Genomic DNA, 26,229 nt, shown 5'->3' with positions numbered 1-26,229 from the left:
TATGTACGGAAGAGATAACCGCTGAAAGCATCTAAGCGGGAAACTCGCCTGAAGATGAGGATTCCCTGGAGCCTTGAGCTCCTTGAAGGGTCGTTCGAGACCAGGACGTTGATAGGCTGGGTGTGGAAGCGCAGTAATGCGTTAAGCTAACCAGTACTAATTGCCCGTAAGGCTTGATCCTATAACCAGTGTGTTTCTACCTGGTGTGAGTGTCGCGTGCCGCTGCAGCAGCAAAAAGCAGCTTGGCCGATACGCACAACCTATTTACTACATCCCTATTCGCTGCGTTGAGCACACCTCAACGCAGCCACCGTTTATGCCTGGTGACCATAGCGAGTTGGAACCACCCCTTCCCATCCCGAACAGGACCGTGAAACGACTCCACGCCGATGATAGTGCGGATACCCGTGTGAAAGTAGGTAATCGCCAGGCTCTCCCTTGAAACCCCCCAGTACGAAAGTACTGGGGGGTTTTGCTTTTATGGCTGCGGTTTTGTGGCTGTGGATTTGAAAGACAAGCAGGGGTCTATTTCGTCGACGGCCGCAGGGCCCGCATTCCAAGTTTTGCAACGGCGACCACAGCCGTGACCAGTGCTCCTGCAACGATGCCTGCTAAAGCATTGATCAATACCGGTCCCAGCATTCCCAATCCACTGCCGACTAGCGGTACGCCTGCCAGTATTTCCGTCGTCGGCTCCACCAGATGATGTGCGGCAGGGATCCCATGCACCAGAATCCCGCCGCCCACCAGGAACATAGCTACGGTTCCCACTACGGAAAGCGCGCGCATCAGCCAAGGCGCCAAGCGCAGGATACTGCGCCCGGCGGCGCGCGCGGCCGTCGAGGTCTTCTGGCTCAAGTACAAGCCCGCATCGTCGAGTTTGACGATGCCCGCCACTAATCCGTACACCCCGACCGTCATGATCAAGGCGATGGTCGACAGCACCGCAACCTGAGTGCCGAACGTCGCACCGGACACGGTCCCAAGCGAGATCACGATGATCTCTGCCGACAGGATGAAGTCCGTGCGCACCGCTCCACGGATCTTGGCTTTCTCATAGGCAGCCCCATCGGTCTCGAGGCTTGCAGCTTCGGACTTGCTCCCGGCATGGCTTGCGTCTTCCCCTGAATCACTATGCAGGACGCTGTGGGCAATCTTCTCGAAGCCTTCATAGCAAAGAAAGGCACCGCCGGCCATTAGCAGCGGCACGATGGCCCAAGGCGCTGTCGCGCTGATCGCCAGCGCAGCCGGCACAAGTATCACCTTGTTGCGCAAGGATCCCAGCGCGACCGCCCACACGACAGGTAACTCACGATCGGCTTTCACGCCGCTGACCTGCTGCGCATTCAAGGCGAGGTCGTCGCCCAGTACGCCGGCCGTTTTCTTGGCCGCCAGCTTGCTCATGGTGGCCACGTCGTCGAGGATGGAGGTAATGTCGTCGATCAGCAGAAGCAGGCTGGTGCCAGCCATATCCAAAGCTCCTATGCAGGTGAGAACGCGTGCCTCGTCATGTAGACGGATCACGCCCGATACTGTGCCACAGGCGTCGCAAGCGAGGTGGGCCATCGCCAATCTGACAGTTCAGAATGAAAATGGAGACAACCCCGGCATCCGGCAAAAAGACCGCCGACGAACTGCTCAAGGATGCGCGGATTGGCCATGTTAGGATCCCAGCGAGGCACCGGGAGATGACCATGGTTCAAAAGCTGTTCTACGAATTGCCAGCGGATGAGCGTGAGAGTTTCGAGTCCGCTTGCGCACGGCATGGATTTGTGCAGCAGGATTTCGATGTCGCAGCAGAGGAGGGCACTCCGCTAGCCGGCAGGCCGAGTCATACTCCGCGGGAAATCACCGTCGCCCGTGTAATCGGAGGCGAAGTTCGGCGCTATCCAGACAGGGCGGGGACTTCGTGGACCGCAGCGTTCGAGCAAGATCTGGCGCGGGATGTCTTTGGCTTCCCTCTTGCCGATTAGTTGGTTGTTCACTTTCGCCCATGCGACGTTCATCGTGATGGCGTCCGGCGTCCAGTTCAGCGCGATAGCCCGGGAAGGCATCTGATTTTAATGCTCAAGCGGGAGCCCTTCTCCCAGATGCCAATGCCTGTGCCTGTGCCTATTGGTCAGGGAAATCGTGAGGTCGCCAGAGAACCAAGTAGCCTTCAAAGGTGTCGCTGCATCGGGAATGATTGTGTCGATCGGCACCTCCTTGGGATAGCGACAGGGCGAAATGCTGATGTTGGGTTCCGTCCGAGACCTCTATTCTGTCTGTTCCACTAAGCTGCCGACATCTACACCCGCCAACCCGTGCCCAGGAGGCAACCAGGGATCGCCGCGACTTTCTTGCCCTTCTTGGCGGCGTGCTGCTGCTTACCGGTCGCGCGGGTGCGGAAGACCTGATCGGGGAGAGCCTGAACGGCGATTGGCTGGTATCGGTGTCCGGCGAGGCGCGCGAGCGCCTGCTGCGGATTGCCGGCGCGGCTATGGCAGGTGGGCAACTGAGTGCGGGTGACTTGCGCTACTGCTGGCTGGATGCGAAGGCCTTCGCGCCGGCACGCGACTTCAGGGGCAGCGTGAGCGGCGACACGCTGCGCATCGCGTTCTACACCAATGCCAATTCGTTGATCGAGGCGGAGTTGCGTGTGGGTGAGCAGACCATCCTGGGCACTTTCATCAACGCCAAGGGCCGCAAGGCTGAGGTGCGGCTCACATGGCTGTCGGCTGATGAGGTCAATGCGCTGCGTGCCGACGCGACGCAGGCGGGCGGTCCAAGGAAGGGCGGTGTAGGTCGCTATCCTGCACAGGGTCGCCTGGTTGCCGGTCCAGGCTCGCGCATCGTGCTCGGCTATGTTGGCGCGGTCAACTGCCCCGCGTGCCGCGGCTATGAGGCTGAGTATTTCGGTCGCACGGAGAAGATGAAAGTCTCGCTGCCGGCGTTCGACCAGATCGACTACATCACTATCAAGCTAGGCGGCTTTCGTGGGGTGGTCCGGCCGCAAGACCTGCCGCCTTACCTGTCCTGGGCCGGTGGCGATCGGCCTGGCGGCAGGCCGATCCTGCAGAACCATGGCACACCGTTTTTCCTGGCGGCGGTGGGTGAGCAGATCTGGGGGCAGGGGCATGGTGTGTCGGGGCTGGAAGGCATCGTGCTGCCGCAGATCCGGCTGGCGCTGGCTGAACGCGGCATGACGTAGAGCATGAATCGACGGCCCTGCCGTTAGGCGGCGGGGTGGGGATGAGGGTGCTGAGTATTCCCACCGTGGGAATATGGCGGGAATAGAACACCGCTTTGGGACGCACAAACAAAAACAGCGCCTTGGCTAAGGCGCTGTTTTGTAAAGCAAATTCTTGGGGTGGCTGATGGGACTCGAACCCACGACGACAGGAATCACAATCCTGGACTCTACCAACTGAGCTACAGCCACCGTCGATGTCGTTCTGCTTGGTGCCGAACGACGAAGAACAAGATCATACAATGCAAAGAGCCGGATGGCTAGTACTCTGCACAAATTTTTTTAGTGCCACCTGCTTAACCAGCCAGCTTGGAGGATTCCTCCAACTCGAGCATTCGGCAGATAGCGGCCATGCTGCCAACCATGGTGCGTCGTTGTGCGCCCTGGTAGATGCGTACGCCTTTGGACTGGCGGAAGGGCACGGGCTTGACGGGGCGGCGGGCGGAGAGGCGGTTGGCTGGCAGCATGGCTACACCTGGTGACTTGCAACAACAGTTAGCGGTACCCGCTACGCGGGTGCGTTGGCACAATCGGGTGTCGGCTTGTACGGGCTTCGCCCGCCTCAGCCGCACTCGTCAGAAGGCGCCGGGGCGGATGAGGCCGACAGCGATGCCCTCCAGTGAGAACTCTTCACGGCCGGCTTGCACGATGATGCTGGGGAAGTCGGGGTTCTCGGCAATCAGCTCGATGGTGTCGCCGCGGCGGTTGAGGCGTTTGACGGTGACGTCGTCGCCCAGGCGCGCTACAACGATCTTGCCGTTGGCGGCTTCGCTGGCGCGCTTGACGGCGAGCAGGTCGCCATCAAGGATGCCGGCGTCGCGCATGCTGAGGCCACGGACCCGGAGGAGGTAATCGGGCTGCACGTCGAACACCGAGGCGTCGACCTGGTATTGGCGATCGATGTGTTCGGCGGCGAGGATCGGGCTGCCGGCTGCGACGCGCCCGACCAGTGGCAGGGTTAGCTGCATGACGCCGGCCATAGGCAGGGAGAACTGGTCGGGTAGCTCCGAGTCGCTGCGGGAGACCTTGAGGCGGATGCCGCGGGAGGCGCCGGGGGTGAGCTCGATCACGCCTTTGCGGGCCAGGGCACGTAAGTGTTCCTCGGCTGCATTGGGTGAGGAGAAGCCGAACTTGGCGGCGATCTCAGCGCGCGTGGGCGGGAAGCCCGTGTGCTGGAGGCTGCTGCGGATCAAGTCGAAAATCTGCTGCTGTCGCGGTGTCAGGGTCGCCATGGTCGCCGGTGTTTGAAAACACTGTATGTTTAAACAGTATGCTGTGATTTTATACAGTATCGAGTGAAGTGCAAGCGGAATTTTTGGGAGTTTGCGCATTGACAGGTGCGTCCCACGGATCTTGGCGCGTGCCGTGATGAGCGGGCAGAGGGTTACAATCCGCGGCACCTGAAGCGTGTTGCGCTGCTTGCTGTTCAACTTTTCTGGCTCCCGACCACATTCCCGCCATGTCTCTCCTGCCTCGTGTCGTCGTGCTCGCTACTGGCGGCACCATTGCCGGTTCTTCTTCCAACCCAGCTAGCAGCGCGAAGTACCAGGCGGCGACGGTGCCGGTGACAGCGCTGCTCGACGCGGTACCGGCGCTGGGCGCGGTGGCGCGGATCGAGGCCGAGCAGGTTGCACAGGTAGATAGCAAGGACATGTCGTTCGCGCTCTGGTCCAGGCTGGTGGGGCGCGTGGCGTACTGGTCCGCGCAGCCCGATGTGTCAGGCATTGTCATTACGCACGGCACCGATACCCTGGAAGAGACGGCCATGTTGCTGCACTTGGCTTGCGTGGGTACGGTGCCAGTTGTGCTGACGGCTGCGATGCGGCCGTCGACCTCGTTGTCGGCGGATGGCCCGTTGAACCTGCTGGATGCGGTGCGCGTAGCGGCGGATGTCGGCGCGATGGCCAAGGGCGTGCTGCTGGTGATTAATCAGGAGATCCACGCAGGGCGCGATGTGATGAAGGCGCACACATCGGCGGTGAATGCGTTTGTGTCGCCGGTATCCGGGCCGATTGGCTTTGTTCAGGACAACCTGGTGCGCTTTGTGCGCACCCCCGGCCGCTTGCCGGCCAGGGCCTGGCCGGTCCCTTGCGCATGGCCGCAGGTCGAGATCGTGGCCAGCTATGCGGAGCCGGGCCGGATCGTGGTGGATGCCTTGGCGCAGGCGGGCGTGTCGGGCCTGGTCGTGGCGGCCGCTGGCAACGGGTCGGTTCACCAGTCGCTGGTGGAGGCATTAGCTGACGCTGCTGGCGCGGGCGTGGCAGTGGTACGCAGTTCGCGCACAGGGGCAGGGCATGTGGCGATTCCTGCATCTCCCCGGCCGGCGGCGGGAATTTTTGTTTCGGCCGGCGACCTCAATCCTTATAAGGCACGCGTGCTCCTGGCGCTGGCTCTGGCTGCGGAGCCAGGATTGGCAAAGGATCCGGCGGCGCTGCAGGCACTATTCACTGAAAACTGAGGCGGCTTGCTCCCGATAGCAAAAGCACGCTATACTTTAAGGCTATTCAACCTTGCTGCACCGGACATGGCGCTCGGGCAGCTTATCCAAAAGGAGCGTCAATGCGTCATTACGAAATCGTATTTATCGTCCATCCGGACCAGAGCGAACAAGTCCCGGCCATGATCGAGCGTTACAAGACGCTGGTCACGTCCCAGGAAGGCCAGATCCACCGCGTGGAAGACTGGGGTCGCCGTCAGATGGCCTACATGATCCAGAAGCTGGCCAAGGCTCACTACGTTTGCCTGAACATCGAATGCGGCAAGGAAACCCTGGCTGAACTCGAACACGCGTTCAAGTTCAACGATGCTGTGCTGCGCCACCTCATCGTTCAGACCAAGAAGGCTGAAACCGCACCGTCCCCGATGATGAAGGAAGTGCAGCGCGAAGAAGCTCGCAAGGCCGCGCAACAGACCAGCGAAGTCCAGGCCGCCTAAGTGCGGACTGTTGTGGTTGCCGCCGGCGTTGATCGCCGCGGCGGCAAGTGCGGGCATCGGTGCGGGAGAGTGCGTTGAACCAGTTAAGGCTCTGCGCAACGCTCGCGGAACGCGATGCCTTGCGTTACACCCCGGCCGGGGTCCCCGTGGTCAACTGCATCTTGCAGTACGCGGGCGAGACGGTCGAGGCGCAAACGCCCAGGCAGGTGGAGTTCGCCATCGCCGCCATGGGAATTGGTCAGATCGGCCAGCGGCTTGAGCGTACCCCGCTCGGCGCGATGCTCGACTGCGAAGGATTCCTGGCCCGCAGGCACCGCAACAGCAAGGCTCTCGTCTTTCACATCACTGGATGTAAAGCATTCGAAAAGGATTGAATCATGGCATTCGTCAAACGTGACAACAAGAACAAGAAGCGCTTCCAACAGCAAAACCCGCTGTTCAAGCGCAAGCGCTTCTGCCGCTTCACCGTGGCTGGCGTGGAACAGATCGACTACAAGGATCTGGACACCCTGAAGGATTTCATCGGCGACAACGGCAAGATCACGCCGGCCCGCCTGACCGGCACCAAGGCGCACTATCAGCGTCAGCTCGACACGGCCATCAAGCGCGCGCGTTTCCTCGCGCTGATGCCCTACACCGACCTGCACAAGAACTGATCGGCCCTAGGTCCGTTAAGGAGAAAACACGATGCAAATTATTCTGCTTGAAAAAGTCATCAACCTGGGCAACCTGGGTGACATCGTTCGCGTGAAGGACGGCTACGCCCGTAACTTCCTGATCCCGAACAAGAAGGCCCGCCGCGCTACCCAGACCGCTATCAGCGAGTTCGAAGTCAAGCGCGCTGAACTGGAAAAGGCAGCCGCTGAAAAGCTGGCAGCTTCGCAAGCTGAAGGCGAAAAGCTGAGCGGCCTGACCGTGCAAATCACCCAGAAGTCGGGTGTGGACGGCCGCCTGTTCGGTTCGGTGACCAACGCCGACATCGCTGAAGCCCTGGCTGGCCAAGGCTTCAAGGTCGAGAAGGCGCAAGTGCGCCTGCCGAATGGTCCGCTGAAGGTTGTTGGCGACCACCCGGTCAGCGTCTCGCTGCACACCGACGTGCTGGTCGACGTGACGGTTTCCGTCCTGGGCGAACACGTCTAAGCATCGGCCTTGCTGCCGGTTCCCACTTGTCCTTCGGGCTGGTGGGAGCCAGATGGCAGCGCCGCTTGCTTGACCAAACAAAAAGGCAGGAGCATCGCGCTCCTGCCTTTTTGTTTGGCTGTGCCCCTTGCTTGCCTGATTGCCCGATTGCTACAGGGCGGGGCCGGTTGTCCCGCCGTCACACGGCAGGATGCCCCAACAGCCGGCTGCGAATTCTCCGCCGGCTCGCTGGCGCCGACCGTTATAATCCCCCCCTATGAACGCGCCTGTCGCAGACCCCCAACTAGACAATCTCAAGGTACCGCCGCATTCCATCGAGGCCGAGCAATCGGTGCTGGGTGGCCTGCTGCTGGACAATGCCGCCTGGGACCGTATCGCCGACTTCCTGAACGAAGCCGATTTCTATCGCTTCGATCACCGGATGATCTTCCAGAGCATCTCCCGATTGATCGCCGCCACCAAGCCGGCCGACGTCATCACCGTCTACGAGTCGCTGCAAGGTGCTGGCAAGGCGGAAGAGGTGGGCGGTCTGGCCTATCTGAATTCCCTGGCGCAGAACACGCCTAGCGCGGCCAATATCCGCCGCTATGCGGAGATCGTGCGCGAGCGCTCGGTGCTGCGCAAGCTGGTGACCGTGGCCGACGATATCGCTACCGCAGCCTTCGCCCCCAAAGGGCGCGAGGTGCGGGAACTGCTCGACGAGGCGGAATCCAAGGTGTTCGCCATCGCCGAGGAAGGCTCGCGCGGGCAGAAGGGGTTCCAGGAAATCCAGCCGCTGCTGACCCAGGTGGTCGAGCGCATCGACGAACTGTACCACCGTGACTCGAGCACCGACGTCACCGGCGTGCCTACCGGTTTTATCGACCTGGACCGCATGACCAGTGGTATGCAGGCCGGCGACCTGATCATCGTGGCGGGACGCCCCTCCATGGGTAAGACCGCTTTCTCGCTGAATATCGGCGAGCACGTGGCGGTGGAGCAGGGCCTGCCGGTGGCCGTGTTCTCAATGGAAATGGCGGGCACGCAGCTGGCCATGCGTATGCTGGGCTCGGTCGGTCGGCTTGACCAGCACCGCCTGCGTACCGGCCGTCTGCTTGACGAAGACTGGCCGCGGCTCACGCACGCCATCCAGCGCATGAACGATGCGCAATTGTTCATCGACGAAACGCCGGCACTGAGCTCGATGGAGCTGCGCGCGCGTTCGCGCCGGCTGGCACGCCAGTGCGGCCAGCTCGGGCTGATCGTCATCGACTACCTGCAGCTGATGTCAGGCTCGGGCGGCGGGGAAAACCGCGCCACCGAAATTTCGGAAATCTCGCGCTCGCTCAAGGGCCTGGCCAAGGAACTCAACTGCCCGGTGATTGCACTGTCCCAGCTGAACCGAAGCCTGGAGCAGCGCCCGAACAAGCGCCCGGTGATGTCCGATTTGCGTGAATCCGGCGCTATCGAGCAGGATGCCGACGTGATCCTGTTTATTTACCGCGACGAGGTTTACAACCCCGATTCGCAGGACAAGGGCACGTCCGAGATCATCATCGGCAAGCAGCGTAACGGCCCAATTGGCACCGTGCGGCTGACGTTCCTGGGGCAGTTCACCAAGTTCGACAACTTCAGCGGTGGCCCCGCCTTCTTCGACAACGACAACTGAAGCCAGTCCTGGCGCGGCTTGCCGGGCCTCGTGGCTCGGTGGCCACAGTCGATCGTGCTTGCCGCGTGTCAAAGTCCCCCGGCATCGCCGCACAAACCTGTAAAATATTGCGTTTTGATGACAGCCGCCCTCGGGCGGCTGTCGTTTAATGCGTATCCGCCTGATTCAGTAACTACCCGCGGCGCCCCCGCGCTTCGACAAGGAACATTCCATGTTCGGCCGATTCATGCCCACTGAGGGCAAGTTCTTCGAATACTTCAACCAGCATGCCGATTGCGCGGTGACCGCCGCCCGCGAGCTGGAAGTGCTGGTCAACGACCTGCCCAATGCAGAGGCCCACGCTCGCCGCGTGCAGGCCACGGAAAAGAAAGCCGATCGCATCACGCATGACACGATCGACCTGCTGCACAAGACCTTCATCACGCCGCTGGACCGCGATGAGATCCACAAGCTCATCACCACCATGGACGACATCCTCGACCTGATGGAAGACGTGGCTGAAACCATCTCGCTGTACGACGTGACCAGCCTGACCGATGAGGCGCGCAAGCTGGCCTCCATCTGCGTGCAGTGTTGCGACCAGGTCAAGATCGCGGTCGGCCTGCTCGAGGACATGAGCAATGCCGGCGCCATCCTGAAGACGGCGCAGCAGATCGACCAACTCGAGTCCGAGGCTGATCGCGTGATGCGCGCCGCCATGTCCAAGCTGTTCCGCGACGAAACGGACGTCAAGCGCCTGATCAAGCTGAAGGCGATCTACGAGCAGCTCGAAACCATTACCGACAAGTGCGAGGACGTCGCCAACATTCTCGAAGGCATCGTCCTGGAAAACGCCTGAGGCACAAATCGGCATGCAAACAATACAAATGAGCCTGTGGGTCATTGGCCTGCTGGTGGCTCTCGCCCTGCTGTTCGATTTCATGAACGGCTTTCACGATGCCGCCAACTCGATTGCCACGGTGGTGTCGACGGGCGTGCTCAAGCCGCACCACGCGGTGGCCATGGCGGCCATGTGCAACGTGGTGGCGATTTTCATCTTCCACCTGAAAGTGGCGGCAACCGTTGGTACTGGCACGATCGACGTCAACATCGTCGATCACTACGTGATCTTCGGTGCCCTGATGGGTGCCATTGCCTGGAACCTGATCACCTGGTACTACGGCATTCCCTCGTCGTCCTCGCACGCGCTGATCGGTGGCTTGGTCGGGGCCGCGGTGGCCAAGAGCGGCACCAGCGCACTGGTGGGCGGCGGTCTTCTCAAGACCGTGGCTTTTATCGTCATTTCGCCGCTGCTGGGCTTTCTGCTCGGCTCGCTGATGATGGTGATCGTGGCCTGGACATTCTTCCGTACACCGCCGTCGCGGGTCGATCGCTGGTTCCGCAGGCTGCAACTGGTCTCGGCATCGCTATACAGCCTGGGCCATGGCGGCAATGACGCGCAGAAGACCATCGGCATCATCTGGATGTTGCTGATCGCCAGCGGCCACGTGGCGCAGGGCGGTGCGGAGCCGCCGATCTGGGTCATCGTTTCCTGCTACGTGGCGATTGGCATGGGCACCATGTTTGGCGGCTGGCGCATCGTGCGTACCATGGGCCAGAAGATCACCAAGCTCAAACCGGTAGGCGGCTTCTGCGCGGAGACAGGCGGCGCCATCACGCTGTTCATCGCCTCGGCGCTGGGTGTGCCGGTGTCGACCACCCATACCATCACCGGCGCCATCGTCGGCGTGGGCTCGGTGCAGAAGATGTCGGCGGTGCGCTGGGGTGTGGCCGGCAACATCGTCTGGGCCTGGGTGCTGACGATTCCCGCATCCGCCTTCATGGCCGCCATCGCATGGTGGATTGGCCGGCATATCCTCTAAGCCTTCGGGCGATCGGATTCCCGCTCGACAAGCAAGCAAAAAGCCAGGCGCAATGCCTGGCTTTTTGCTTGTTGGGAAGGCCGGAGCCGATGGCTATCTATCGATTGGCGAAAGCGGCAATCGGATCGTCATCCACGGGGGCCGGGGGTACAACGGAAGGCGGCGGTGCTGCTGGTGCGGCCGGGGGCGCGACCGATGCCGGCGCCTGGTTGATTCCCGATGCAACCCGCCGCGCGCCGTTGTACCGGGAGGCCCAGTATGACTTGCTCATGTCTTCGAGCCGAACCGTGCCGCCGGTGGATGGCGCGTGGACAAAGCGGTTCTGCCCGACATAGATGCCGACATGCGAATTGGCCCGGCCGGTGGTATTGAAGAAAACCAGGTCGCCCGAGGCCACCTGGCTGCGCTCCAGCGAGACGCCGCGGTCGCCCATGGCTTCGGTGGTGCGTGGCAGGTTGACGTTGGCGGCGCGCAGCACCACATAGCGAACCAGGCCGCTGCAGTCGAAGCCCGAGTCAGGCGTATTGCCGCCGTAGCGATAAGGCGTGCCAACCAGCGACATCGCCTGGATGGAGACTTCTTCCAGCCCGGCGCTGGGATCCACCATGGGGGTGCCTGCCGGGCGCGGCTGGGCGCTATAGCGCCCAGGCGGCGGCGTCGAAGCGCAGGCGGCGAGCAGCAATGCCGCCGAGCAAAGCAGGGGCAGGCGGGCGGTGTGGAAGACGTGGGCCAGGCTGGGCACACGTCTTCCGGCAGTGGCTATCTGGCGCAGAGGCATCCTTCTTGGTCCGATCCCGGGCCAGGAGCCGTGGCGTGAAGGGTGCCGCCCGGCGAGGGTGCCTCCCCTGGCGCCTTACCAGCGCAATTGCGCGTTGTAGGTGCCCGTACTCACGTTGACCGACTTGGCCTGTCCCTTATAAGTCGCTTCGATATTGTAGCTGCCTTGCGGGGCCTTGATCAGGCACTTGGGCCCGGAAGCGGTAAAGCTGGCCACTTCGTGGCCTTCGCGCATCATCTTGACGGCCACGTCGGCGAGGAATTCGCCGCGCTCGCCCTGGGTGAACAGCAGGCCCATGTTGAAGTTCTTTTGCTGCGCGGCCAGTTGCTGCTGTTCGTCCGCGGCAATGCCGCCGCAGATGTAGCTGACGGGTCCCATGGTGCGGATTACCATTTCGTCAGCGGCGAGCGCGGGACCCGCAAGCAACGAGGCTGCGGCAATTGCGACGCTGCTGGCCAGCGCGAGCCGCAGCGGTGTGTGGTGCAGGTGGTTGTCCATCAATGTCTCCATCGATCCAACAAGCCGGGAGGGGCAAAAAAAAGCGCCCGCCAAGCGCCGGCACGCAAGATGCCGAAATGGCGGGCGCTCCGGATGCTTTGATGCTAGGCCACGCCGGCAGGCAAATCTGCCGGTCGTGGTCCTACAAGGCATCCGATGGTTCCAGAGGTTGTGAAAGCCTAGTCTTCAGCGATGATGCGCCCCTTAGACCCTTAGAGGACATCCGCGGCATGGTCGGCCAGGCGCGAGCGTTCGCCGCGCGCCAGCGTCACATGGCCACTGTGGCTCCAGCCCTTGAACCGGTCGACCACGTAGGTGAGGCCGGACGATCCTTCGGTCAGGTAAGGCGTGTCGATCTGCGCGATGTTGCCCAGGCAGATGATCTTGGTGCCAGGGCCGGCACGCGTTACCAGCGTCTTCATCTGCTTGGGCGTCAGGTTCTGGGCCTCGTCGATGATGACGAACTTGTTGACGAAGGTGCGTCCGCGCATGAAGTTCATGCTCTTGACCTTGATGCGCGAGCGGATCAGTTCCTGGGTAGCCGCGCGACCCCACTCGCCGGCGCTGTCGTCGCTCTTTTGCAGCACTTCCAGGTTGTCGTCGAAGGCGCCCATCCAGGGCTGCATCTTTTCTTCCTCGGTGCCCGGCAGGAAGCCGATGTCCTCGCCGACTGGCACGGTGGCGCGGGTGACGATGATCTCGTTGTAGAGCTTCTGGTCGAGCACCTGCTCCAGGCCCGCGGCAAGCGCCAGCAGGGTCTTGCCGGTACCGGCCTGGCCCAGCAGGGTGACGAAGTCGATCTCCGGATGCATCAGAAGGTTGAGCGCGAAGTTCTGCTCGCGGTTGCGGGCGGTCACGCTCCACACATTGTTCTTGTGGTGCGTGTAGTCCTTGAGCGTTTGCAGCAGCGCAGTCTTGCCGTTGATTTCCTTGACCTGGGCGTACAGCGGCAGGCTGCCGTCGCTGGGTTCCAGGTAGACAAACTGGTTGACCAGGAAGGAGGGCACCAGCGGGCCTGTCAGGCGATAGAACATCGCGCCGGACTTCGGGTCCTGCCAGCTTTCCACGCCCTTGCCATGCTTGGCCCAGAAGTCGTTGGGCAGCAGCATCACGCCCGAGTACAGCAGGTCCTTGTCCTCGAGGACCTGGTCGTTGAAGTAATCCTCGGCGGGCAGGCCGAGCGCGCGCGCCTTGATGCGCATGTTGATGTCTTTGGACACCAGCACGACCTGGCGCTCCGGGAACTGCTGCTGCAGGGCGCTGACCACACCCAGGATCTGGTTGTCCGCCTTGCCCTGCGGCAGGCCGTCGGGCAGCTTGATCTCATTGAGCTTGGTTTGCAGGAACAGCTTGCCCTGCGCGTCGCGGTTGCCCAGCTTGGCGAGCGGCAAGCCGTCGTCGAGCACGCCGTCGGTGCCGCCCACCAGCGCGTCGAGCGTGCGGCTGACGGTGCGGGCGTTGCGCGCGACTTCGCTCATGCCCTTCTTGTGGTTGTCCAACTCCTCGAGCGTCATCATCGGCAGATAGACGTCGTGCTCTTCGAAGCGGAACAGCGAGGACGGGTCGTGCATCAGCACATTGGTGTCCAACACGAACAGCTTGCTGGGGCCGGTGTGCTTCTGCATGCGACGGTTGGTCGTGCCGGGGGCCTTGGCGGGCGCCTTTGGCACGGCGGCCAGCGATGGCACGGACTTCAGCGCCGACGGCGGCGCATCCTTGGTGCGCGCTCGTGTCGAACCGCTGGCACTGGCCACCACGGCCGGTGCATTTTCCGCTTTGCTAGTTCCGGTTTCCAGCAAGGCCACACGCTCCAGCGCCGGCACAGGTTTCTTACCCTGCGACGCTGATTTGGCCTTAGTCAGCTTGGTCACCGGGGCGAATTCGCTCGGGTCAAGCAATTGGGCAGGCTTGGCGGGCATGGTCGGCAGCGGCATGCTAGGCTTTCCTTTCAGGGGGAGAAGACGGCTGGAAAACGGCGCAGGACACTGGCGCGGCCGCATGGCGCCGCGTACTTGGGGATCGTGTCCTGTGCGCACAAAACACACAAACAAAAAAGCCGCCAACCTGGGTAGCAGGTTTGGCGGCTTTTTTTCGGACCGGAGACACGGCAGGTCCGCTACCGGCCTGTGGCAGGGTGCGCCTGGGCCGGGACGATGAAGCAGCGTGGCATCCGGATCTTGAACTCATTAAAGGTCAATGTATCCGAAGGTTTTCTCTTTTGCAATCGCTTGCCGAGAGGACTTTTGAAGGTGTTGCTGCGCCGCATTAAAGCGCCGGGCCGAATCGCCGTGGATCGAGCCCCGGATCAGAGTCCGCGCACGATTTCCAGCACCTCGTCGACGTGGTTGGGCACCTTGATGCCGCGCAGCGCATGGCGCAGGATGCCCTTGCCGTCGATGATGAAGGTGCTGCGCTCGATGCCGCGCACTTCCTTGCCATACATTTTCTTCATCTTGATGACATCGAACAGATGGCAAACGGCTTCATCGCCATCGGAGATCAACTCGAAGGGCAGTTCCAGCTTGGCCTTGAAGTTCTCGTGTGACTTCAGGCTGTCGCGCGAGATGCCGAAGACCACCGTGCCCGCCTTGACGAAGTCGTCATGCTGGTCGCGGAAGTTCATGGCTTCGGTGGTGCAGCCCGGGGTGTTGTCCTTGGGATAGAAATACAGGACGACGGTCTTGCCGCGCTGGGCGGCGAGGCTGAAGGTGCCGCCGGTGGCGGGCGCGCTGAAATCGGGTACGGGCTGGCTGAGACTGGCTGTTGTCATTCTTATGGCTCCTGGGAGGGACAGGAAGGAGGTGGCTGCGTGAGTGCGGCCACCATGGTGGCGGCAGATGGGGGCGGGGCGGCTAACTTCAAGCGTGGCGTGTGCCTAACTTGCGAGAACCGGCCCCCGGGCCGCCGGGCGGGCTCAGGCAGGCTCCTCCAGCAGCAGGATGGCCGCCACTTTGCGGCCTTCAGCCATCAGGATGTTATATGTGCGGCAGGCGGCCTGCAGATCCATGGCGTCCACCCCAACATGCAGGCGCGCCAGTGAGGCGGTCAGCCGCGGATGCGGAAAGCGCAGGCGGCTGCCGGTGCCCAGCAGCACCACCTCGGGCGAGTGCGCCAGCAGGCCCTCGAAGTGCGCGGGTTCCAGGTCTTCGAAGCGTTGCACCGGCCAGGGCCGGATCTCGCCTTCGGGCATGACCAGCACGGATTGGGTGTGGCGCACCATATTGATTTCGATATAGCCCGGGCCGTACGACGTTACCGTGTTGAGGGCATTGGGCTGGTCAGCGTGGAGTTTCAAGGGCGAACCTTATCTGGCGCTGCCCTTCGCGGCGCGCGCGGCGACTCGGCCGGGGCAGCGCAGGGCGGGTTGAGAGCTTTTTGGGGCAGGCGGGCCGGGCGGCTTTGCTGCGGCCCCGTGGTACCGGCGGCGTACGCTGCAATGCAAGAATCCCTGCCGAAGTCTGTCATAATCCGATAAATTATAGCTTTTGCCTCCCTGCCTGCCACGTTTTGCGTTGCAACGCAGCGCACAGGCTACCCGGGCCGCTCCATTTCCACCCAGATTCCCTAGATAGCCGCCGCTACCCGGCGGCGCTTGCCTCCTGCCAACATCGCCGTGAAACCGATCCAGAAATCCAACAAGCTCAACAATGTTTGCTATGACATCCGCGGCCCGGTGCTGGAGAAGGCCAAGCAGATGGAAGAGGAAGGCCACAAGATCATCAAGCTGAACATCGGCAACCTGGCTGTCTTCGGCTTCGATGCGCCGGAAGAGATCCAGCAGGACATGATGCGCAACCTGCCCAATTCGGCTGGCTACTCGGACTCCAAGGGCATCTTCGCCGCGCGCAAGGCGATCATGCACTACACGCAGCAGAAGAATATCGAGGGCGTGGGCCTGGACGACATCTACGTCGGCAACGGTGCCTCCGAGCTGATCGTGATGTCCATGAATGCGCTGCTCAACAGCGGTGACGAAGTGCTGGTCCCGGCGCCGGACTATCCGTTGTGGACCGCGGCGGTGAGCCTGTCGGGCGGCACCCCGGTGCACTATGTGTGCGACGAGGCCAATGAGTGGATGCCCGATCTGGACGATATCCGCGCCAAGATCACGCCGAATACCAAGGCCATCGTCGTCATCAACCCGAACAACCCCACCGGCGCGCTGTATTCGGACGAGTTGCTCAAGTCCATCGTGACGATCGCGCGCGAACACGGCCTGATCATCTTTGCCGACGAGATCTACGACAAGGTGCTGTACGACGGCCATAGCCACACGTCCATCGCCGCGTTGTCGACCGATGTGCTGACCGTGACCTTCAACGGCCTGTCCAAGAACTACCGCTCGTGCGGCTACCGCGCCGGCTGGATGGTGGTGTCGGGCGACAAGCGGCCCGCGCTGGACTATATCGAGGGGCTGAACATGCTGTCCTCGATGCGCCTGTGCGCCAACGTGCCGGCCCAGTGGGCCATCCAGACCGCGCTGGGCGGCTACCAGAGCATCAACGACCTGGTGGGCGAAGGCGGGCGCCTGCGCCGCCAGCGCGATCTTGCCCATGAGCTGATCACGCAGATCCCGGGTGTCACCTGCGTCAAGCCCAAGGCCGCGCTGTACCTGTTCCCCAAGCTCGACCTGTCGATGTACCCGATCCAGGACGACCAGGAGTTCATTTATGAGCTGCTGCAGGAGTCCAAGGTGCTGCTGGTGCAGGGCACTGGCTTCAACTGGGGCAAGCCCGACCATTTCCGTATCGTGTTCCTGCCCCACGAGGAAGACCTGCGCGAGGCCATCAGCCGCGTCGGGCGCTTCCTCGAGACCTACCGCAAACGCCACGGCCGCGCGGCCTGAACCGGCACGCTTGCGGCGCAATCCATTTTTCAGCAACTCAGAGTCAGATCGTCCATGAATCCCATCAAAGTAGGCCTGCTTGGCATCGGTACCGTCGGTAGCGGCACGTTCAATGTGCTGCAACGTAACCAGGAAGAAATCCGCCGCCGCGCCGGGCGCGGCATCGAGATTGCCATGGTGGCCGACCTCAACACCGAACGCGCCCGCGAGCTGACCGGTGGGCAGGTCGAGGTGGTGGCCGACGCCAACGAGGTCGTCACCCGCCCCGAGATCGACATCGTGATCGAGCTGATCGGCGGCTACGGCATTGCCCGCGAGCTGGTGCTCAAGGCCATCGAGAACGGCAAGCACGTGGTCACCGCCAACAAGGCGCTGCTGGCCGTGCATGGCAACGAGATCTTCGAAGCCGCGCGCAAGAAGGGTGTGATCGTCGCCTTCGAAGCCGCGGTGGCTGGTGGCATCCCCATCATCAAGGCGCTGCGCGAAGGCCTGACCGCCAACCGCATCGAGTGGATCGCCGGCATCATCAACGGCACCACCAACTTCATCTTGTCGGAGATGCGCGACAAGGGCCTGGACTTCGACACCGTGCTCAAGCAAGCGCAAGCGCTGGGCTATGCCGAGGCCGATCCCACCTTCGACATCGAAGGCATCGACGCCGCGCACAAGATCACGTTGATGAGCTCGATCGCCTTTGGCATGCCGGTGCAGTTCGACAAGGCCTACGTGGAAGGCATCACCAAGCTGTCGGCCGTGGATATCCGCTACGCGGAAGAGCTGGGCTACCGCATCAAGCTGCTGGGCCTCACGCGCCGCCGCGAAAACGGCATCGAGCTGCGCGTGCACCCGACGCTGGTGCCGGCCAAGCGCCTGATCGCCAACGTGGAAGGCGCCATGAACGCCGTGCTGGTCCAAGGCGACGCCGTGGGCGCCACGCTGTACTACGGCAAGGGCGCCGGCGCCGAGCCGACCGCTTCGGCCGTGATCGCCGACCTGGTCGACGTGACCCGCCTGCACACTGCCGACCCCGAGCACCGCGTGCCGCACCTGGCGTTCCAGCCGGACGAACTGTCCAGCGTGCCGGTGCTGCCGATCGAGGAAGTCACCAGCTCGTACTACCTGCGCATGCGCGTGGCGGACGAGACCGGCGTGCTGGCCGACATCACCCGCATCCTGGCTGACGCCGGCATCTCCATCGATGCCATGCTGCAGAAGGAGTCGCGTGAAGGCGAGCCGCAGACCGACATCATCATGCTCTCGCACCTCACGCTCGAGAAGCAGGTCAACGCCGCCATCGCCAAGATCGAGGCGCTGCCGACCGTGCTGTCCGCCGTCACGCGCCTGCGCATGGAAGAACTGAACTGAACGCACCGATGAAATACCAGTCGACGCGCGGCCATGAGATGCCGCAAACCTTCTCCGAGATCCTGCTGGGCGGCCTGGCCCCGGACGGCGGCCTGTACCTGCCCCGGGAGTACCCGCAGGTCACGGCCGACGAGCTGGAAGCCTGGCGCAAGCTGTCGTACGCCGATCTCGCCTTTGAAGTCCTGTCCCGCTTCTGCGACGACATCCCGGCCGAGGACCTGCGCGCCCTGACGCGCAAGACCTACACCGCCGAGGTGTACTGCAACGCCCGCCCCGGCGACAACACCGCCGACATCACCCCGCTGCGCACGCTGGGCGAAGAGGGCGGCACGCAGCTGCAGCTGCTGGGCCTGTCCAACGGCCCCACGCTGGCCTTCAAGGACATGGCCATGCAACTGCTCGGCAACCTGTTCGAGTACGCGCTCGCGCGTGCCGGACAGGAGCTGAACATCCTGGGCGCTACCTCCGGCGATACCGGCAGCGCGGCGGAATACGCCATGCGCGGCAAGCGTGGCATCCGCGTGTTCATGCTCAGCCCGCACCGCAAGATGAGCGCGTTCCAGACCGCGCAGATGTTCAGCCTGCAGGACCCGAACATCTTCAACCTGGCGGTGGAAGGGGTGTTCGACGACTGCCAGGACATTGTCAAGGCAGTCTCCAACGATCTCGACTACAAGGCTCGCCAGAAGATCGGCACGGTCAACTCGATCAACTGGGCGCGCGTGGTGGCCCAGGTGGTGTATTACTTCAAGGGCTGGCTGCTGGCTACCGACGGCCCGGGCCAGAAGGTTTCGTTCTGCGTGCCGTCGGGCAACTTCGGCAACGTCTGCGCCGGTCATATCGCGCGCATGATGGGCCTGCCGATCGACAAGCTGGTGGTTGCCACCAACGAGAACGACGTGCTCGACGAGTTCTTCCGCACCGGTACCTACCGCGTGCGCAAGTCGGCCGAGACGTATCACACCTCCAGCCCGAGCATGGACATCTCGAAGGCGTCGAACTTCGAGCGCTTTGTCTTCGACCTGCTGGGCCGCGATGGCGACAAGCTGGCCAAGATGTTCCGCGAAGACGTCGACACCAAGGGTGGCTTCGACCTGTCCGGCACACCGGAATTCGAGCGCATCCGCGCCTTCGGCTTCGTCTCGGGCCGCAGCACGCACGAAGATCGCCTCGCCACCATCCGCGACCTGTCCGAGCGCTACGGCATCACCATCGACACCCACACCGCCGACGGCGTCAAGGTCGCGCGCGAGCATCTCACGCCCGGCGTGCCGATGCTGGTGCTGGAGACCGCGCTGCCGGCCAAGTTCGCCGACACCATCCGCGAGGCGCTTGGCCATGAGCCGGCGCGTCCGGCAGCCTTCGAAGGCATCGAAAACCTGCCGCAGCGCTTCGAGGTGATGCCGGCGGATGCCGACCGGATCAAGGCTTACATCGCCGGCCACACCGGCCTGTAAGCTCCGGCCGCTGCCGGCGGTGTTCCTGCCGGCAGCGCGCCAACTCGCTACAATCAGACTTGCCGAGCAGAAATCGCACGGCCCTCGCATTGCTCCGGATGTATCGGGGGCGGTACGCGGGCCGTTTCCCATGGGCGCTGCATGGTCATGGGTTTGCGGCCTGACATTGCTTACGCTTACGCTGACTACGCTGTCTCACTTACCCGTTTTCCTCATGACCCAAGCCGCCGCGCCCGCCCGTCCCCCCATGTTGACCATGGCCCAGGCCCTCGAAGCCTTGCTGGCCGGCGCCCGCCCGCTCGCCGAGGCAGAGCGCATCGCCACGCTCGACGCCAATGGCCGCGTCCTGGCCGCGCCGGTGTCGAGCACGCTGGACGTGCCGCCGGCTGACAACACCTCGATGGATGGCTACGCGGTGCGCAGCGCCGACCTGGCGGCGCCCGGCACGCGCCTGCGGGTGGCCCAGCGCATCCCCGCCGGCCATGTCGGCACGGCGCTGGCGGCCGGCACGGCGGCGCGCATCTTTACCGGCGGGCTGATTCCGCCGGGGGCCGACGCGGTGGTCATGCAGGAGCAGTGCGTGGCGCAGGATGAGGATGTGATCGTCAATCACACGCCGCAGCCGGGCGAGTGGATCCGCCGGGCCGGCGAGGACATCCGCGCCGGCAGCGTGATCCTGCCTGCCGGCACGCGCCTGACGCCGCAGGCGCTCGGCCTGGCGGCCTCGGTGGGGCAGGCGTCGCTGGACGTGGTGCGGCGCGTCAAGGTGGCTGTGTTCTTTACGGGCGACGAGCTCGCCATGCCGGGCGAGCCGCTCAAGCCGGGCGCCATCTACAACTCCAACCGGTTCACGCTGCGCGGGCTGCTGGAAAACCTCGGCTGCGAGGTCAGCGATTTCGGCATCGTGCCCGACACCCTGGCCGCGACGCGCGACACCCTGCGCCGGGCCGCCGAGGGGCATGACCTGATCATCACCTCGGGCGGCGTCTCGGTGGGCGAGGAAGACCATATCAAGCCGGCGGTCGAGGCCGAAGGCCGGCTCAACCTGTGGCAGATCGCTATCAAGCCGGGCAAGCCGCTGGCGTTCGGCGAGGTGGCGCGCGCTGGGCAGGCGCCGGCTTTTTTCCTGGGGCTGCCGGGTAATCCCGTATCGAGCTTCGTCACCTTCCTGCTGTTTGTGCGGCCTTTCATCCTGCGGCTGCAAGGCGTGCAGGATGTGATGCCGCGCCGGCTGCCGCTGCGTGCCGATTTCGACCTGCCCAAGGGCGACCGCCGCAACGAGTTCCTGCGCGTGCGCCTCAACCAGGCCGGCGGCCTCGACCTGTTCCCCAACCAGAGCTCGGGTGTGCTCACTTCCACGGTGTGGGGCGAAGGCCTGGTCGACAACCCGCCCAACCAGCCGATCGCGCGGGGCGATACCGTGCAGTTCATCAGCTTCGATGGCCTGCTGGCATAAGGAGCGAGACCGCCATGAACATCGAACTCCGTTTTTTTGCCAGCGTGCGCGAGCAGCTGGGCCTGGGGCAGGAGCGCGTCGCGGTGCCGGCCGAGGTGGCTACCGTGGCGGACCTGCGCCATTGGCTCGGAGCCCGCGGCGGCGCCTGGGCCGAGGTGCTGGCCGAGGGCCGTGCCTTGCGCATGGCCGTGGACCACGAGGTGGCCAGTGCGGACAGCGTGTTGGCCGAGGGCTGCGAAGTGGCGTTTTTTCCGCCCGTGACCGGAGGCTGAAATGAGCGTCAGAGTACAGCGCGAGGATTTCGACCTGGGTGCCGAGGTGGCGGCGCTGCGCCGTGACCAGCCAGGCGTGGGCGCGGTGGCCAGCTTTGTTGGCACGGTGCGCGACATGAACGACGGCAGCGCGGTCAGCGCGATGGAGCTGGAGCACTATCCCGGCATGACCGAAAAGGCGCTGGCCCGGATCGAAGCGGTGGCGCGGGAGCGCTGGGCGCTGCTTGGCGTCACCATTGTGCATCGCGTGGGCCCCTTGCTGCCGCTGGACCAGATCGTGCTGGTGGCGGTAGCCTCCGCTCATCGCGGCAATGCCTTTGCCGCCTGCGAATTCATCATGGATTACCTCAAGTCCGAGGCGCCGTTCTGGAAGAAGGAGCAGACGCCGCAGGGCGCGCGCTGGGTTGACGCGCGCGTGACCGATGCGTCCGCGCTGGCGCGCTGGGGCATTCGCTCGCTCAATGCCAGCGGCGAGGCGCAGCCGCCGGAACCCTTGGGTCTCAAGCGCTGATGGGCGCGCTCGGTTTTGTAGCGGTCGGGGTCGGGGCCGCGGTGGGTGCTTGGCTGCGCTGGGCGTTCTCGGTGCTGTGGAATGCCGCCAACCCGGCATTGCCCTATGGGACGCTGGCGGCCAACCTGATCGGCGGCTACCTCATCGGGCTGGCGGTGGGATTCTTCGGGGCGCATGTGGAGTTGTCACCCGAATGGCGCTTGCTGGCGGTGACCGGCTTCCTGGGTGGCCTGACCACGTTTTCCACGTTCTCCAGCGAGGTCGTGGGCAACCTGATGGCGGGCGATTATGGCTGGGCGGCGGTGCACCTGCTGGCGCACCTTGGCGGCTCGCTGCTGCTGACCGTGCTAGGCCTGTGGACCTACCGGCTGCTGGCCTGAGCGCCCGTTGAAGCCAACGAGCCTGACGACCCCAGTGAATCCAATGAATCCAATGAGTCCAGCCACCCAAGCATCTCCGCCAGCGCGGCGTTGAAGGCGGCTGGCCGTTCCATGTGCGGGGCATGGCCGGTGCCGTCGATGGTGACAAGCCGGGCAGCCGGCTGCAGTGCCAGCGTGGCCTGTCCCACTGCTGGCGAGTAGAGTCGGCTGCGCTCCCCGACCAGATGGAATAAAGGCAGGCGAGCCTGGCGCAACGCCGGGCGGTAGTCCTGGCGGGCCATGTCTTCCCACAACGCGGCAAGCGCATCCGGCGCGCACTGGCGCATGATGCCGGCGATCCGGTCCGTCTCGTGCGCATCGGGCTTGCTGCCGGCGGCCCATAAGCCGGCGCGCACCGAATCGATCAGGCGTGGCCAGTCCCGGCGCACGTGCGCGGCCATGTGGGCGGCCTGCGCGGCGTCGTAATTCGGATGCAGGCCGTGCGGCCAGTCCGCCGCGCTGGCCAGCCGCGGTGTCATGTCAATGGCGCCGATTGCCGCCAGGGGCAGGACGGGGTCCCCGCGCATCAATTCCCAGGCCACCATGGCGCCCATCGACCACCCGATCACCACCACGTCCCGCAACCCCAGGTGCCCGATCAACCCGGCAGCATCGGCGGCAAGCTGCGCCAGGCTGGCTTGTCCGGCGTGCGGCAGTGCAGCAGACAAGCCATGCCCTGCATGGTCCGGGGCGATCACACGATAGCCATCACGCGCCAGCGCGCGCTGGCCGTCGAACGCCTCGCCGGATAGCGACCAGCCGTGCAGCAACAGCAGTGCCCGGCCTTCGCCGGCCTCCCGCCAGCCGGGCCGCGAACCGGAAGCAGGGTGGCTGTCGAAGGCGGGGGCGGGCTCGGCGTTAGTCATCGCGTGCGAAGCATCCAATGGCGAACTTGCAGTCTGGGCATCTGGCCTGGCCACGTGCGCGGCCAACGCTCCGGGTAAGCCATGTATTGACATACGGATCGCTAACTTTATATCATGAAACATGAATCAGTTATCATGTTTTGAGGGTCGCCGGAGGACGCAGTTTCCGCGGTGCAATGCCGCTGCCTGACTGCTGTTTCCGGCCTGACCAGCCACTGCGGAGCCCCGATGTCCCTTACCGAATCCGGCGTAAGCCAGCCCAAGACCGCGCGCGGCCAGAAGACCCGCGAAGCGCTGCTGCGCGCCGCCGAGAAAGTGTTCGGCGAGAAGGGCTACTACGTGGCTTCGATCTCCGAGATCACGCAGGAGGCAGAGGTGGCCATGGGCACCTTTTATCTCTATTTCAAGGACAAGGAAGACATCTTCCGCGCGCTGGTGCAGCACATGCTGGAACTGGTGCGGGCCCACCTGCGCAAGCACGTGGGGCCGGCGCAGACGCAGATCGAAGCCGAGCGGCTCGGGCTCAAGGCTTTCCTGTCCTTTGTGTCGCGCCACAAGAATCTGTACCGCATCGTGCTCGATTCCTACTCGGTTGACGAAACCATCTACAGCAGTTACTTCCAGGTGTTCGCCGACGTCTATAGCCGGCGCCTGGGCAAGGCCGAGGACCAGGGCGAGATCTCGCCAGGCGACGCCGAAGTGCGGGCGTGGTGCCTGATCGGCATCAGCAATTTCCTAGGCATGCGCTATGCACTGTGGAAGCGGCCGGCGTCGATGGACAAGGTGGTCGATACGGCCTTCGACATGATCTCGCACGGGCTGGCGGCGCGATGAGCGCGTTGGTGCTGGTCGAACGTGTTGGCAGCACGGCCGTGCTTCGGCTCAATCGCGCCGAGCGGCACAACAGCCTGGTGCCGGAACTGCTCGAAGCGCTGCTGGCCGCGCTGGAGCGCATGGAGGCGGACCCGGATGTGCGCGCCGTGGTGCTGAGCCATGCGGGGCGCTCGTTTTCCACGGGTGGCGATGTCGGTGCTTTTGCCGCCTTCGAGCCGCAATGCGCGGAATTGGCGCAGTATGCGCAGCGCCTGCTCGGTCTGCTCAACGCTGCCATCCTGCGCCTGGCGGCGCTGCGCTGCCCGGTGATCGCGGCGGTGGAGGGCTGGCTGACGGGAGGCTCACTGGGTTTGGTGCTGGCCTGCGACATGACGGTGCTGGGCGAGGGCGCGCGCATTGCGCCTTACTACACCGTGGTGGGATTCAGCCCGGACGGTGGCTGGACGGCGATGCTGCCGCAACTGATCGGCGCCGCGCGCTCGCGGGCGATCCAGCTTGAGAACACTACGCTGACGGCCAGCCAGGCCGTGGCACTGGGACTGGCGACGCATCTCGCGCCGGCCCGCGAGGCCGAGGCGATGGCGTTGTCCCTGGCGGCTGGCCTGAAGGACAAGGTACCTGGCAGCGTGGCGCATACGCGCGCGCTGCTGCGCTGGGATGCCGATGTGCTGGCCGCTGGGTTGGAGCGCGAGCGCGTGGCGTTCGTGGCGCAGGTGACGAGCGCCGAGGCGGCGGCAGGCATGCGCCGCTTCCTTGGCGACGGGGGCACAGGCTAAGGCAGCAAACGGAAAGGCAGGACGGCAGGAACGAGCACAAAATCGAGCACAAAAAGCGAGCACAGCAACGAGCACAGGAAAGCGAAGCAGCAACAAGCAGGCAGGATCTGCACTTGCAACGACAAGCGACACCCTCAGAGGAGACAAGAATGCAATTCAAGCACCGAGCCGTTGGCGCCATCGCACTGGCCAGCCTGCTGGCCGCCGGCGGCGTCCTTGCCAAGGACATCCGCATCGCCCACGTCTACGACAAGACCGGGGCGCTCGAGGCCTACGCCAAGCAGACCCAGACCGGGCTGATGATGGGGCTGGATTACGCCACCAACGGCACCATGATGGTCAACGGCAACAAGCTGGTGGTGATAGAGAAGGACACCCAGGGCAAGCCCGACGTGGCCAAGGCCCAGCTTGCCGCGGCGTATAGCGATGATCGCGCGGATATCGCCGTGGGGCCGACGTCCTCCGGCACGGCGCTGGCGATGCTTCCGGTGGCCGAGGAGTACAAGAAGATCCTGCTGGTCGAGCCCGCCGTGGCGGATTCCATCACCGGCGAGAAGTGGAACCGCTACATCTTCCGCACGGGCCGCAATTCGTCGCAGGACGCCATCTCCAACGCCGTGGCGCTGGACAAGCCCGGCGTGCAGATCGCCACCCTGGCGCAGGACTACGCCTTTGGCCGTGACGGCGTGAAGGCCTTCAAGGGCGCGCTCAAGAACGCCAAGATCGTGCACGAGGAATACCTGCCGACCAACACGACGGACTTTACCGCCGGGGCGCAGCGCCTGTTCGATTCGCTCAAGGACAAGCCGGGCCGCAAGATCATCTTCATCATCTGGGCGGGCGCCGGCAACCCGTTCAAGATTGCCGATCTCGATCCCAAGCGCTACGGCATCGAGATCGCCACCGGCGGCAATATCCTGCCCGCCATGAACAACTACAAGAACTTCCCCGGCATGGAAGGCGCGACGTATTACTACTTCGGCATTCCCAAGAACAAGGCCAACGAGTGGCTGGTATCCAACCACTACACCAAGTTCAAGTCACCGCCTGATTTCTTCACCGCCGGGGGCATGACGGCTGGCATCGCCCTGGTCGAGGCGCTCAAGAAGACCAACGGCGACACCAACACCGAGAAACTGATCGGCGCGATGGAGGGCATGTCGTTCGAGACGCCCAAGGGCAAGATGACCTTCCGCAAGGAAGACCACCAGGCGCTGCAGTCGATGTACCACTTCAAGATCAAGGTCGATCCCGCGTTCGCCTGGGGGGTGCCCGAGCTGGTCCGCGAGATCAAGCCGGAAGAAATGAACGTGCCGATCCGCAACAAGCGGTGATGAC

The 26,229-nt window shown here is 63.7% G+C and carries 29 protein-coding genes, 1 tRNA gene and 2 rRNA genes; 22 read left to right on the top strand and 10 right to left on the bottom strand.

Annotated features, from left to right (window positions below):
- Positions 1-181, top strand: a 23S ribosomal RNA gene (locus A9975_RS03155); the annotation flags it as partial.
- 138 nt (positions 182-319) lie between these two features.
- Positions 320-432, top strand: a 5S ribosomal RNA gene (rrf, locus tag A9975_RS03150).
- Positions 433-525: 93 nt separating this feature from the next.
- On the opposite strand, the gene A9975_RS03145 is transcribed toward rrf, so the two are convergent.
- Positions 526-1,470 carry a DUF808 domain-containing protein gene (locus tag A9975_RS03145; RefSeq protein ID WP_183031335.1) on the bottom strand — a complete coding sequence of 315 codons (945 nt, stop codon included), beginning with the start codon at positions 1,468-1,470 and terminating at the stop codon, positions 526-528.
- A gap of 116 nt (positions 1,471-1,586) precedes the next feature.
- Here A9975_RS03145 and A9975_RS03140 point away from each other — a divergent pair, with 116 nt between their 5' ends.
- Together A9975_RS03140 and A9975_RS03135 are read left to right on the top strand one after the other, a co-directional pair.
- Positions 1,587-1,973 carry a hypothetical protein gene (locus tag A9975_RS03140; RefSeq protein WP_255503027.1) on the top strand — a complete coding sequence of 129 codons (387 nt, stop codon included), beginning with the start codon at positions 1,587-1,589 and terminating at the stop codon, positions 1,971-1,973.
- 383 nt (positions 1,974-2,356) lie between these two features.
- The gene (locus A9975_RS03135) at positions 2,357-3,190 is read left to right on the top strand and encodes a hypothetical protein (RefSeq protein WP_183031334.1); all 834 of its coding nucleotides are present in this window, start codon (positions 2,357-2,359) and stop codon (positions 3,188-3,190) included.
- Positions 3,191-3,345: 155 nt separating this feature from the next.
- Here the strand turns inward: A9975_RS03135 and A9975_RS03130 are convergent.
- The 3 genes from A9975_RS03130 to lexA form a co-directional block, all read right to left on the bottom strand.
- Positions 3,346-3,421 (bottom strand) — tRNA-His (locus tag A9975_RS03130).
- Positions 3,422-3,525: 104 nt separating this feature from the next.
- Positions 3,526-3,696 carry a hypothetical protein gene (locus tag A9975_RS03125; RefSeq protein ID WP_170301734.1) on the bottom strand — a complete coding sequence of 57 codons (171 nt, stop codon included), beginning with the start codon at positions 3,694-3,696 and terminating at the stop codon, positions 3,526-3,528.
- Between the two features lie 108 nt (positions 3,697-3,804).
- Entirely contained in the window at positions 3,805-4,461 is a 657-nt protein-coding gene (gene lexA, locus A9975_RS03120; RefSeq protein ID WP_006163593.1) for a transcriptional repressor LexA, read from the bottom strand.
- Between the two features lie 227 nt (positions 4,462-4,688).
- On the opposite strand from lexA, the gene A9975_RS03115 reads away from it, so the two are divergent.
- The 8 genes from A9975_RS03115 to A9975_RS03080 all read left to right on the top strand — a co-directional run bounded on the left by A9975_RS03115 (position 4,689) and on the right by A9975_RS03080 (position 10,813).
- Complete coding sequence (locus A9975_RS03115) at positions 4,689-5,687, top strand: asparaginase (RefSeq protein WP_183031333.1); 999 nt, start codon at positions 4,689-4,691, stop codon at positions 5,685-5,687.
- A gap of 101 nt (positions 5,688-5,788) precedes the next feature.
- Positions 5,789-6,163 (top strand): 30S ribosomal protein S6, encoded by a 375-nt coding sequence (gene rpsF, locus A9975_RS03110; RefSeq protein ID WP_006163598.1) that lies wholly within the window; start codon positions 5,789-5,791, stop codon positions 6,161-6,163.
- 74 nt (positions 6,164-6,237) lie between these two features.
- A complete protein-coding gene (priB, locus tag A9975_RS03105; RefSeq protein ID WP_043352030.1) occupies positions 6,238-6,537 on the top strand; it encodes a primosomal replication protein N in 300 nt (99 codons plus the stop codon).
- Between the two features lie 3 nt (positions 6,538-6,540).
- Entirely contained in the window at positions 6,541-6,819 is a 279-nt protein-coding gene (gene rpsR / locus A9975_RS03100; RefSeq protein WP_006163606.1) for a 30S ribosomal protein S18, read from the top strand.
- 31 nt (positions 6,820-6,850) lie between these two features.
- On the top strand, positions 6,851-7,303 hold the full coding sequence (gene rplI / locus A9975_RS03095) for a 50S ribosomal protein L9 (protein ID WP_183031332.1): 453 nt from the start codon (positions 6,851-6,853) through the stop codon (positions 7,301-7,303).
- A 256-nt stretch (positions 7,304-7,559) separates the two neighbouring features.
- The gene (locus tag A9975_RS03090; protein ID WP_043347242.1) at positions 7,560-8,951 is read left to right on the top strand and encodes a replicative DNA helicase; all 1,392 of its coding nucleotides are present in this window, start codon (positions 7,560-7,562) and stop codon (positions 8,949-8,951) included.
- Positions 8,952-9,162: 211 nt separating this feature from the next.
- Entirely contained in the window at positions 9,163-9,789 is a 627-nt protein-coding gene (locus tag A9975_RS03085; RefSeq protein ID WP_043347240.1) for a DUF47 domain-containing protein, read from the top strand.
- A 13-nt stretch (positions 9,790-9,802) separates the two neighbouring features.
- Entirely contained in the window at positions 9,803-10,813 is a 1,011-nt protein-coding gene (locus A9975_RS03080; protein ID WP_043347237.1) for an inorganic phosphate transporter, read from the top strand.
- A gap of 97 nt (positions 10,814-10,910) precedes the next feature.
- Here A9975_RS03080 and A9975_RS03075 read toward each other — a convergent pair whose 3' ends face one another.
- The 5 genes from A9975_RS03075 to A9975_RS03055 form a co-directional block, all read right to left on the bottom strand.
- Positions 10,911-11,591, bottom strand: a complete 681-nt coding sequence (locus A9975_RS03075) for a C40 family peptidase (RefSeq protein WP_370563770.1) — start codon at positions 11,589-11,591, stop codon at positions 10,911-10,913.
- A gap of 75 nt (positions 11,592-11,666) precedes the next feature.
- The gene (locus tag A9975_RS03070; RefSeq protein WP_183031330.1) at positions 11,667-12,089 is read right to left on the bottom strand and encodes a hypothetical protein; all 423 of its coding nucleotides are present in this window, start codon (positions 12,087-12,089) and stop codon (positions 11,667-11,669) included.
- Positions 12,090-12,301: 212 nt separating this feature from the next.
- The gene (locus tag A9975_RS03065) at positions 12,302-14,023 is read right to left on the bottom strand and encodes a PhoH family protein (protein ID WP_183031329.1); all 1,722 of its coding nucleotides are present in this window, start codon (positions 14,021-14,023) and stop codon (positions 12,302-12,304) included.
- A 371-nt stretch (positions 14,024-14,394) separates the two neighbouring features.
- A complete protein-coding gene (locus A9975_RS03060) occupies positions 14,395-14,859 on the bottom strand; it encodes a peroxiredoxin (protein WP_150983651.1) in 465 nt (154 codons plus the stop codon).
- Between the two features lie 144 nt (positions 14,860-15,003).
- Positions 15,004-15,384 carry an Mth938-like domain-containing protein gene (locus tag A9975_RS03055; protein WP_150983650.1) on the bottom strand — a complete coding sequence of 127 codons (381 nt, stop codon included), beginning with the start codon at positions 15,382-15,384 and terminating at the stop codon, positions 15,004-15,006.
- A gap of 318 nt (positions 15,385-15,702) precedes the next feature.
- On the opposite strand from A9975_RS03055, the gene A9975_RS03050 reads away from it, so the two are divergent.
- The 7 genes from A9975_RS03050 (at position 15,703) to crcB (ending at position 22,376) form a co-directional block, all read left to right on the top strand.
- Positions 15,703-16,935: a pyridoxal phosphate-dependent aminotransferase gene (locus tag A9975_RS03050; RefSeq protein WP_183031328.1), complete on the top strand. Its 1,233-nt coding sequence runs from the start codon at positions 15,703-15,705 to the stop codon at positions 16,933-16,935.
- A gap of 54 nt (positions 16,936-16,989) precedes the next feature.
- The gene (locus A9975_RS03045; RefSeq protein ID WP_006161584.1) at positions 16,990-18,300 is read left to right on the top strand and encodes a homoserine dehydrogenase; all 1,311 of its coding nucleotides are present in this window, start codon (positions 16,990-16,992) and stop codon (positions 18,298-18,300) included.
- A gap of 8 nt (positions 18,301-18,308) precedes the next feature.
- The gene (thrC, locus tag A9975_RS03040; RefSeq protein ID WP_183031327.1) at positions 18,309-19,757 is read left to right on the top strand and encodes a threonine synthase; all 1,449 of its coding nucleotides are present in this window, start codon (positions 18,309-18,311) and stop codon (positions 19,755-19,757) included.
- Positions 19,758-19,971: 214 nt separating this feature from the next.
- The gene (glp, locus tag A9975_RS03035) at positions 19,972-21,213 is read left to right on the top strand and encodes a gephyrin-like molybdotransferase Glp (RefSeq protein ID WP_183031326.1); all 1,242 of its coding nucleotides are present in this window, start codon (positions 19,972-19,974) and stop codon (positions 21,211-21,213) included.
- A 14-nt stretch (positions 21,214-21,227) separates the two neighbouring features.
- A complete protein-coding gene (gene moaD / locus A9975_RS03030) occupies positions 21,228-21,485 on the top strand; it encodes a molybdopterin converting factor subunit 1 (RefSeq protein ID WP_043347211.1) in 258 nt (85 codons plus the stop codon).
- Between the two features lies 1 nt (position 21,486).
- Positions 21,487-21,996 carry a molybdopterin synthase catalytic subunit MoaE gene (moaE, locus tag A9975_RS03025; RefSeq protein WP_183031325.1) on the top strand — a complete coding sequence of 170 codons (510 nt, stop codon included), beginning with the start codon at positions 21,487-21,489 and terminating at the stop codon, positions 21,994-21,996.
- On the top strand, positions 21,996-22,376 hold the full coding sequence (gene crcB, locus A9975_RS03020) for a fluoride efflux transporter CrcB (protein WP_183031324.1): 381 nt from the start codon (positions 21,996-21,998) through the stop codon (positions 22,374-22,376). Before moaE ends, crcB begins: the two co-directional genes overlap by 1 nt.
- Here crcB and A9975_RS03015 read toward each other — a convergent pair.
- Positions 22,358-23,281, bottom strand: coding sequence for an alpha/beta fold hydrolase (locus A9975_RS03015; RefSeq protein WP_183031323.1), 924 nt, complete (start codon positions 23,279-23,281; stop codon positions 22,358-22,360). The genes crcB and A9975_RS03015 overlap by 19 nt on opposite strands.
- 228 nt (positions 23,282-23,509) lie before the next feature.
- Here A9975_RS03015 and A9975_RS03010 point away from each other — a divergent pair, with 228 nt between their 5' ends.
- The 3 genes from A9975_RS03010 to A9975_RS03000 all read left to right on the top strand — a co-directional run bounded on the left by A9975_RS03010 (position 23,510) and on the right by A9975_RS03000 (position 26,225).
- Positions 23,510-24,115, top strand: a complete 606-nt coding sequence (locus A9975_RS03010) for a TetR/AcrR family transcriptional regulator (protein WP_150983643.1) — start codon at positions 23,510-23,512, stop codon at positions 24,113-24,115.
- Positions 24,112-24,891 carry an enoyl-CoA hydratase/isomerase family protein gene (locus tag A9975_RS03005; RefSeq protein WP_183031322.1) on the top strand — a complete coding sequence of 260 codons (780 nt, stop codon included), beginning with the start codon at positions 24,112-24,114 and terminating at the stop codon, positions 24,889-24,891. The genes A9975_RS03010 and A9975_RS03005 overlap by 4 nt, the downstream gene beginning before the upstream one ends.
- 149 nt (positions 24,892-25,040) lie before the next feature.
- Positions 25,041-26,225, top strand: coding sequence for a substrate-binding domain-containing protein (locus A9975_RS03000; RefSeq protein WP_183031321.1), 1,185 nt, complete (start codon positions 25,041-25,043; stop codon positions 26,223-26,225).
- The last annotated feature ends 4 nt before the right edge of the window (positions 26,226-26,229 follow it).

The sequence above is a fragment of the Cupriavidus sp. UME77 genome (assembly GCF_014170355.1).
In the GTDB taxonomy this organism is placed as follows: domain Bacteria; phylum Pseudomonadota; class Gammaproteobacteria; order Burkholderiales; family Burkholderiaceae; genus Cupriavidus; species Cupriavidus basilensis.
This window is presented reverse-complemented; position numbering and strand designations above follow the sequence as displayed.

Excerpts from the sequence above, each read along its gene's own strand:
- A9975_RS03145 (WP_183031335.1), bottom strand. The coding sequence starts at position 1,470 with ATGGCTGGCACCAGCCTGCTTCTGCTGATCGACGACATTACCTCCATC.
- A9975_RS03140 (WP_255503027.1), top strand. The coding sequence starts at position 1,587 with ATGAAAATGGAGACAACCCCGGCATCCGGCAAAAAGACCGCCGACGAA.
- A9975_RS03125 (WP_170301734.1), bottom strand. The coding sequence starts at position 3,696 with ATGCTGCCAGCCAACCGCCTCTCCGCCCGCCGCCCCGTCAAGCCCGTG.
- lexA (WP_006163593.1), bottom strand. The coding sequence starts at position 4,461 with ATGGCGACCCTGACACCGCGACAGCAGCAGATTTTCGACTTGATCCGC.
- A9975_RS03115 (WP_183031333.1), top strand. The coding sequence starts at position 4,689 with ATGTCTCTCCTGCCTCGTGTCGTCGTGCTCGCTACTGGCGGCACCATT.
- rpsF (WP_006163598.1), top strand. The coding sequence starts at position 5,789 with ATGCGTCATTACGAAATCGTATTTATCGTCCATCCGGACCAGAGCGAA.
- rpsR (WP_006163606.1), top strand. The coding sequence starts at position 6,541 with ATGGCATTCGTCAAACGTGACAACAAGAACAAGAAGCGCTTCCAACAG.
- rplI (WP_183031332.1), top strand. The coding sequence starts at position 6,851 with ATGCAAATTATTCTGCTTGAAAAAGTCATCAACCTGGGCAACCTGGGT.
- A9975_RS03090 (WP_043347242.1), top strand. The coding sequence starts at position 7,560 with ATGAACGCGCCTGTCGCAGACCCCCAACTAGACAATCTCAAGGTACCG.
- A9975_RS03085 (WP_043347240.1), top strand. The coding sequence starts at position 9,163 with ATGTTCGGCCGATTCATGCCCACTGAGGGCAAGTTCTTCGAATACTTC.
- A9975_RS03080 (WP_043347237.1), top strand. The coding sequence starts at position 9,803 with ATGCAAACAATACAAATGAGCCTGTGGGTCATTGGCCTGCTGGTGGCT.
- A9975_RS03075 (WP_370563770.1), bottom strand. The coding sequence starts at position 11,591 with ATGCCTCTGCGCCAGATAGCCACTGCCGGAAGACGTGTGCCCAGCCTG.
- A9975_RS03070 (WP_183031330.1), bottom strand. The coding sequence starts at position 12,089 with ATGGACAACCACCTGCACCACACACCGCTGCGGCTCGCGCTGGCCAGC.
- A9975_RS03065 (WP_183031329.1), bottom strand. The coding sequence starts at position 14,023 with ATGCCGCTGCCGACCATGCCCGCCAAGCCTGCCCAATTGCTTGACCCG.
- A9975_RS03060 (WP_150983651.1), bottom strand. The coding sequence starts at position 14,859 with ATGACAACAGCCAGTCTCAGCCAGCCCGTACCCGATTTCAGCGCGCCC.
- A9975_RS03045 (WP_006161584.1), top strand. The coding sequence starts at position 16,990 with ATGAATCCCATCAAAGTAGGCCTGCTTGGCATCGGTACCGTCGGTAGC.
- thrC (WP_183031327.1), top strand. The coding sequence starts at position 18,309 with ATGAAATACCAGTCGACGCGCGGCCATGAGATGCCGCAAACCTTCTCC.
- glp (WP_183031326.1), top strand. The coding sequence starts at position 19,972 with ATGACCCAAGCCGCCGCGCCCGCCCGTCCCCCCATGTTGACCATGGCC.
- moaD (WP_043347211.1), top strand. The coding sequence starts at position 21,228 with ATGAACATCGAACTCCGTTTTTTTGCCAGCGTGCGCGAGCAGCTGGGC.
- moaE (WP_183031325.1), top strand. The coding sequence starts at position 21,487 with ATGAGCGTCAGAGTACAGCGCGAGGATTTCGACCTGGGTGCCGAGGTG.
- crcB (WP_183031324.1), top strand. The coding sequence starts at position 21,996 with ATGGGCGCGCTCGGTTTTGTAGCGGTCGGGGTCGGGGCCGCGGTGGGT.
- A9975_RS03015 (WP_183031323.1), bottom strand. The coding sequence starts at position 23,281 with ATGACTAACGCCGAGCCCGCCCCCGCCTTCGACAGCCACCCTGCTTCC.
- A9975_RS03010 (WP_150983643.1), top strand. The coding sequence starts at position 23,510 with ATGTCCCTTACCGAATCCGGCGTAAGCCAGCCCAAGACCGCGCGCGGC.
- A9975_RS03005 (WP_183031322.1), top strand. The coding sequence starts at position 24,112 with ATGAGCGCGTTGGTGCTGGTCGAACGTGTTGGCAGCACGGCCGTGCTT.
- A9975_RS03000 (WP_183031321.1), top strand. The coding sequence starts at position 25,041 with ATGCAATTCAAGCACCGAGCCGTTGGCGCCATCGCACTGGCCAGCCTG.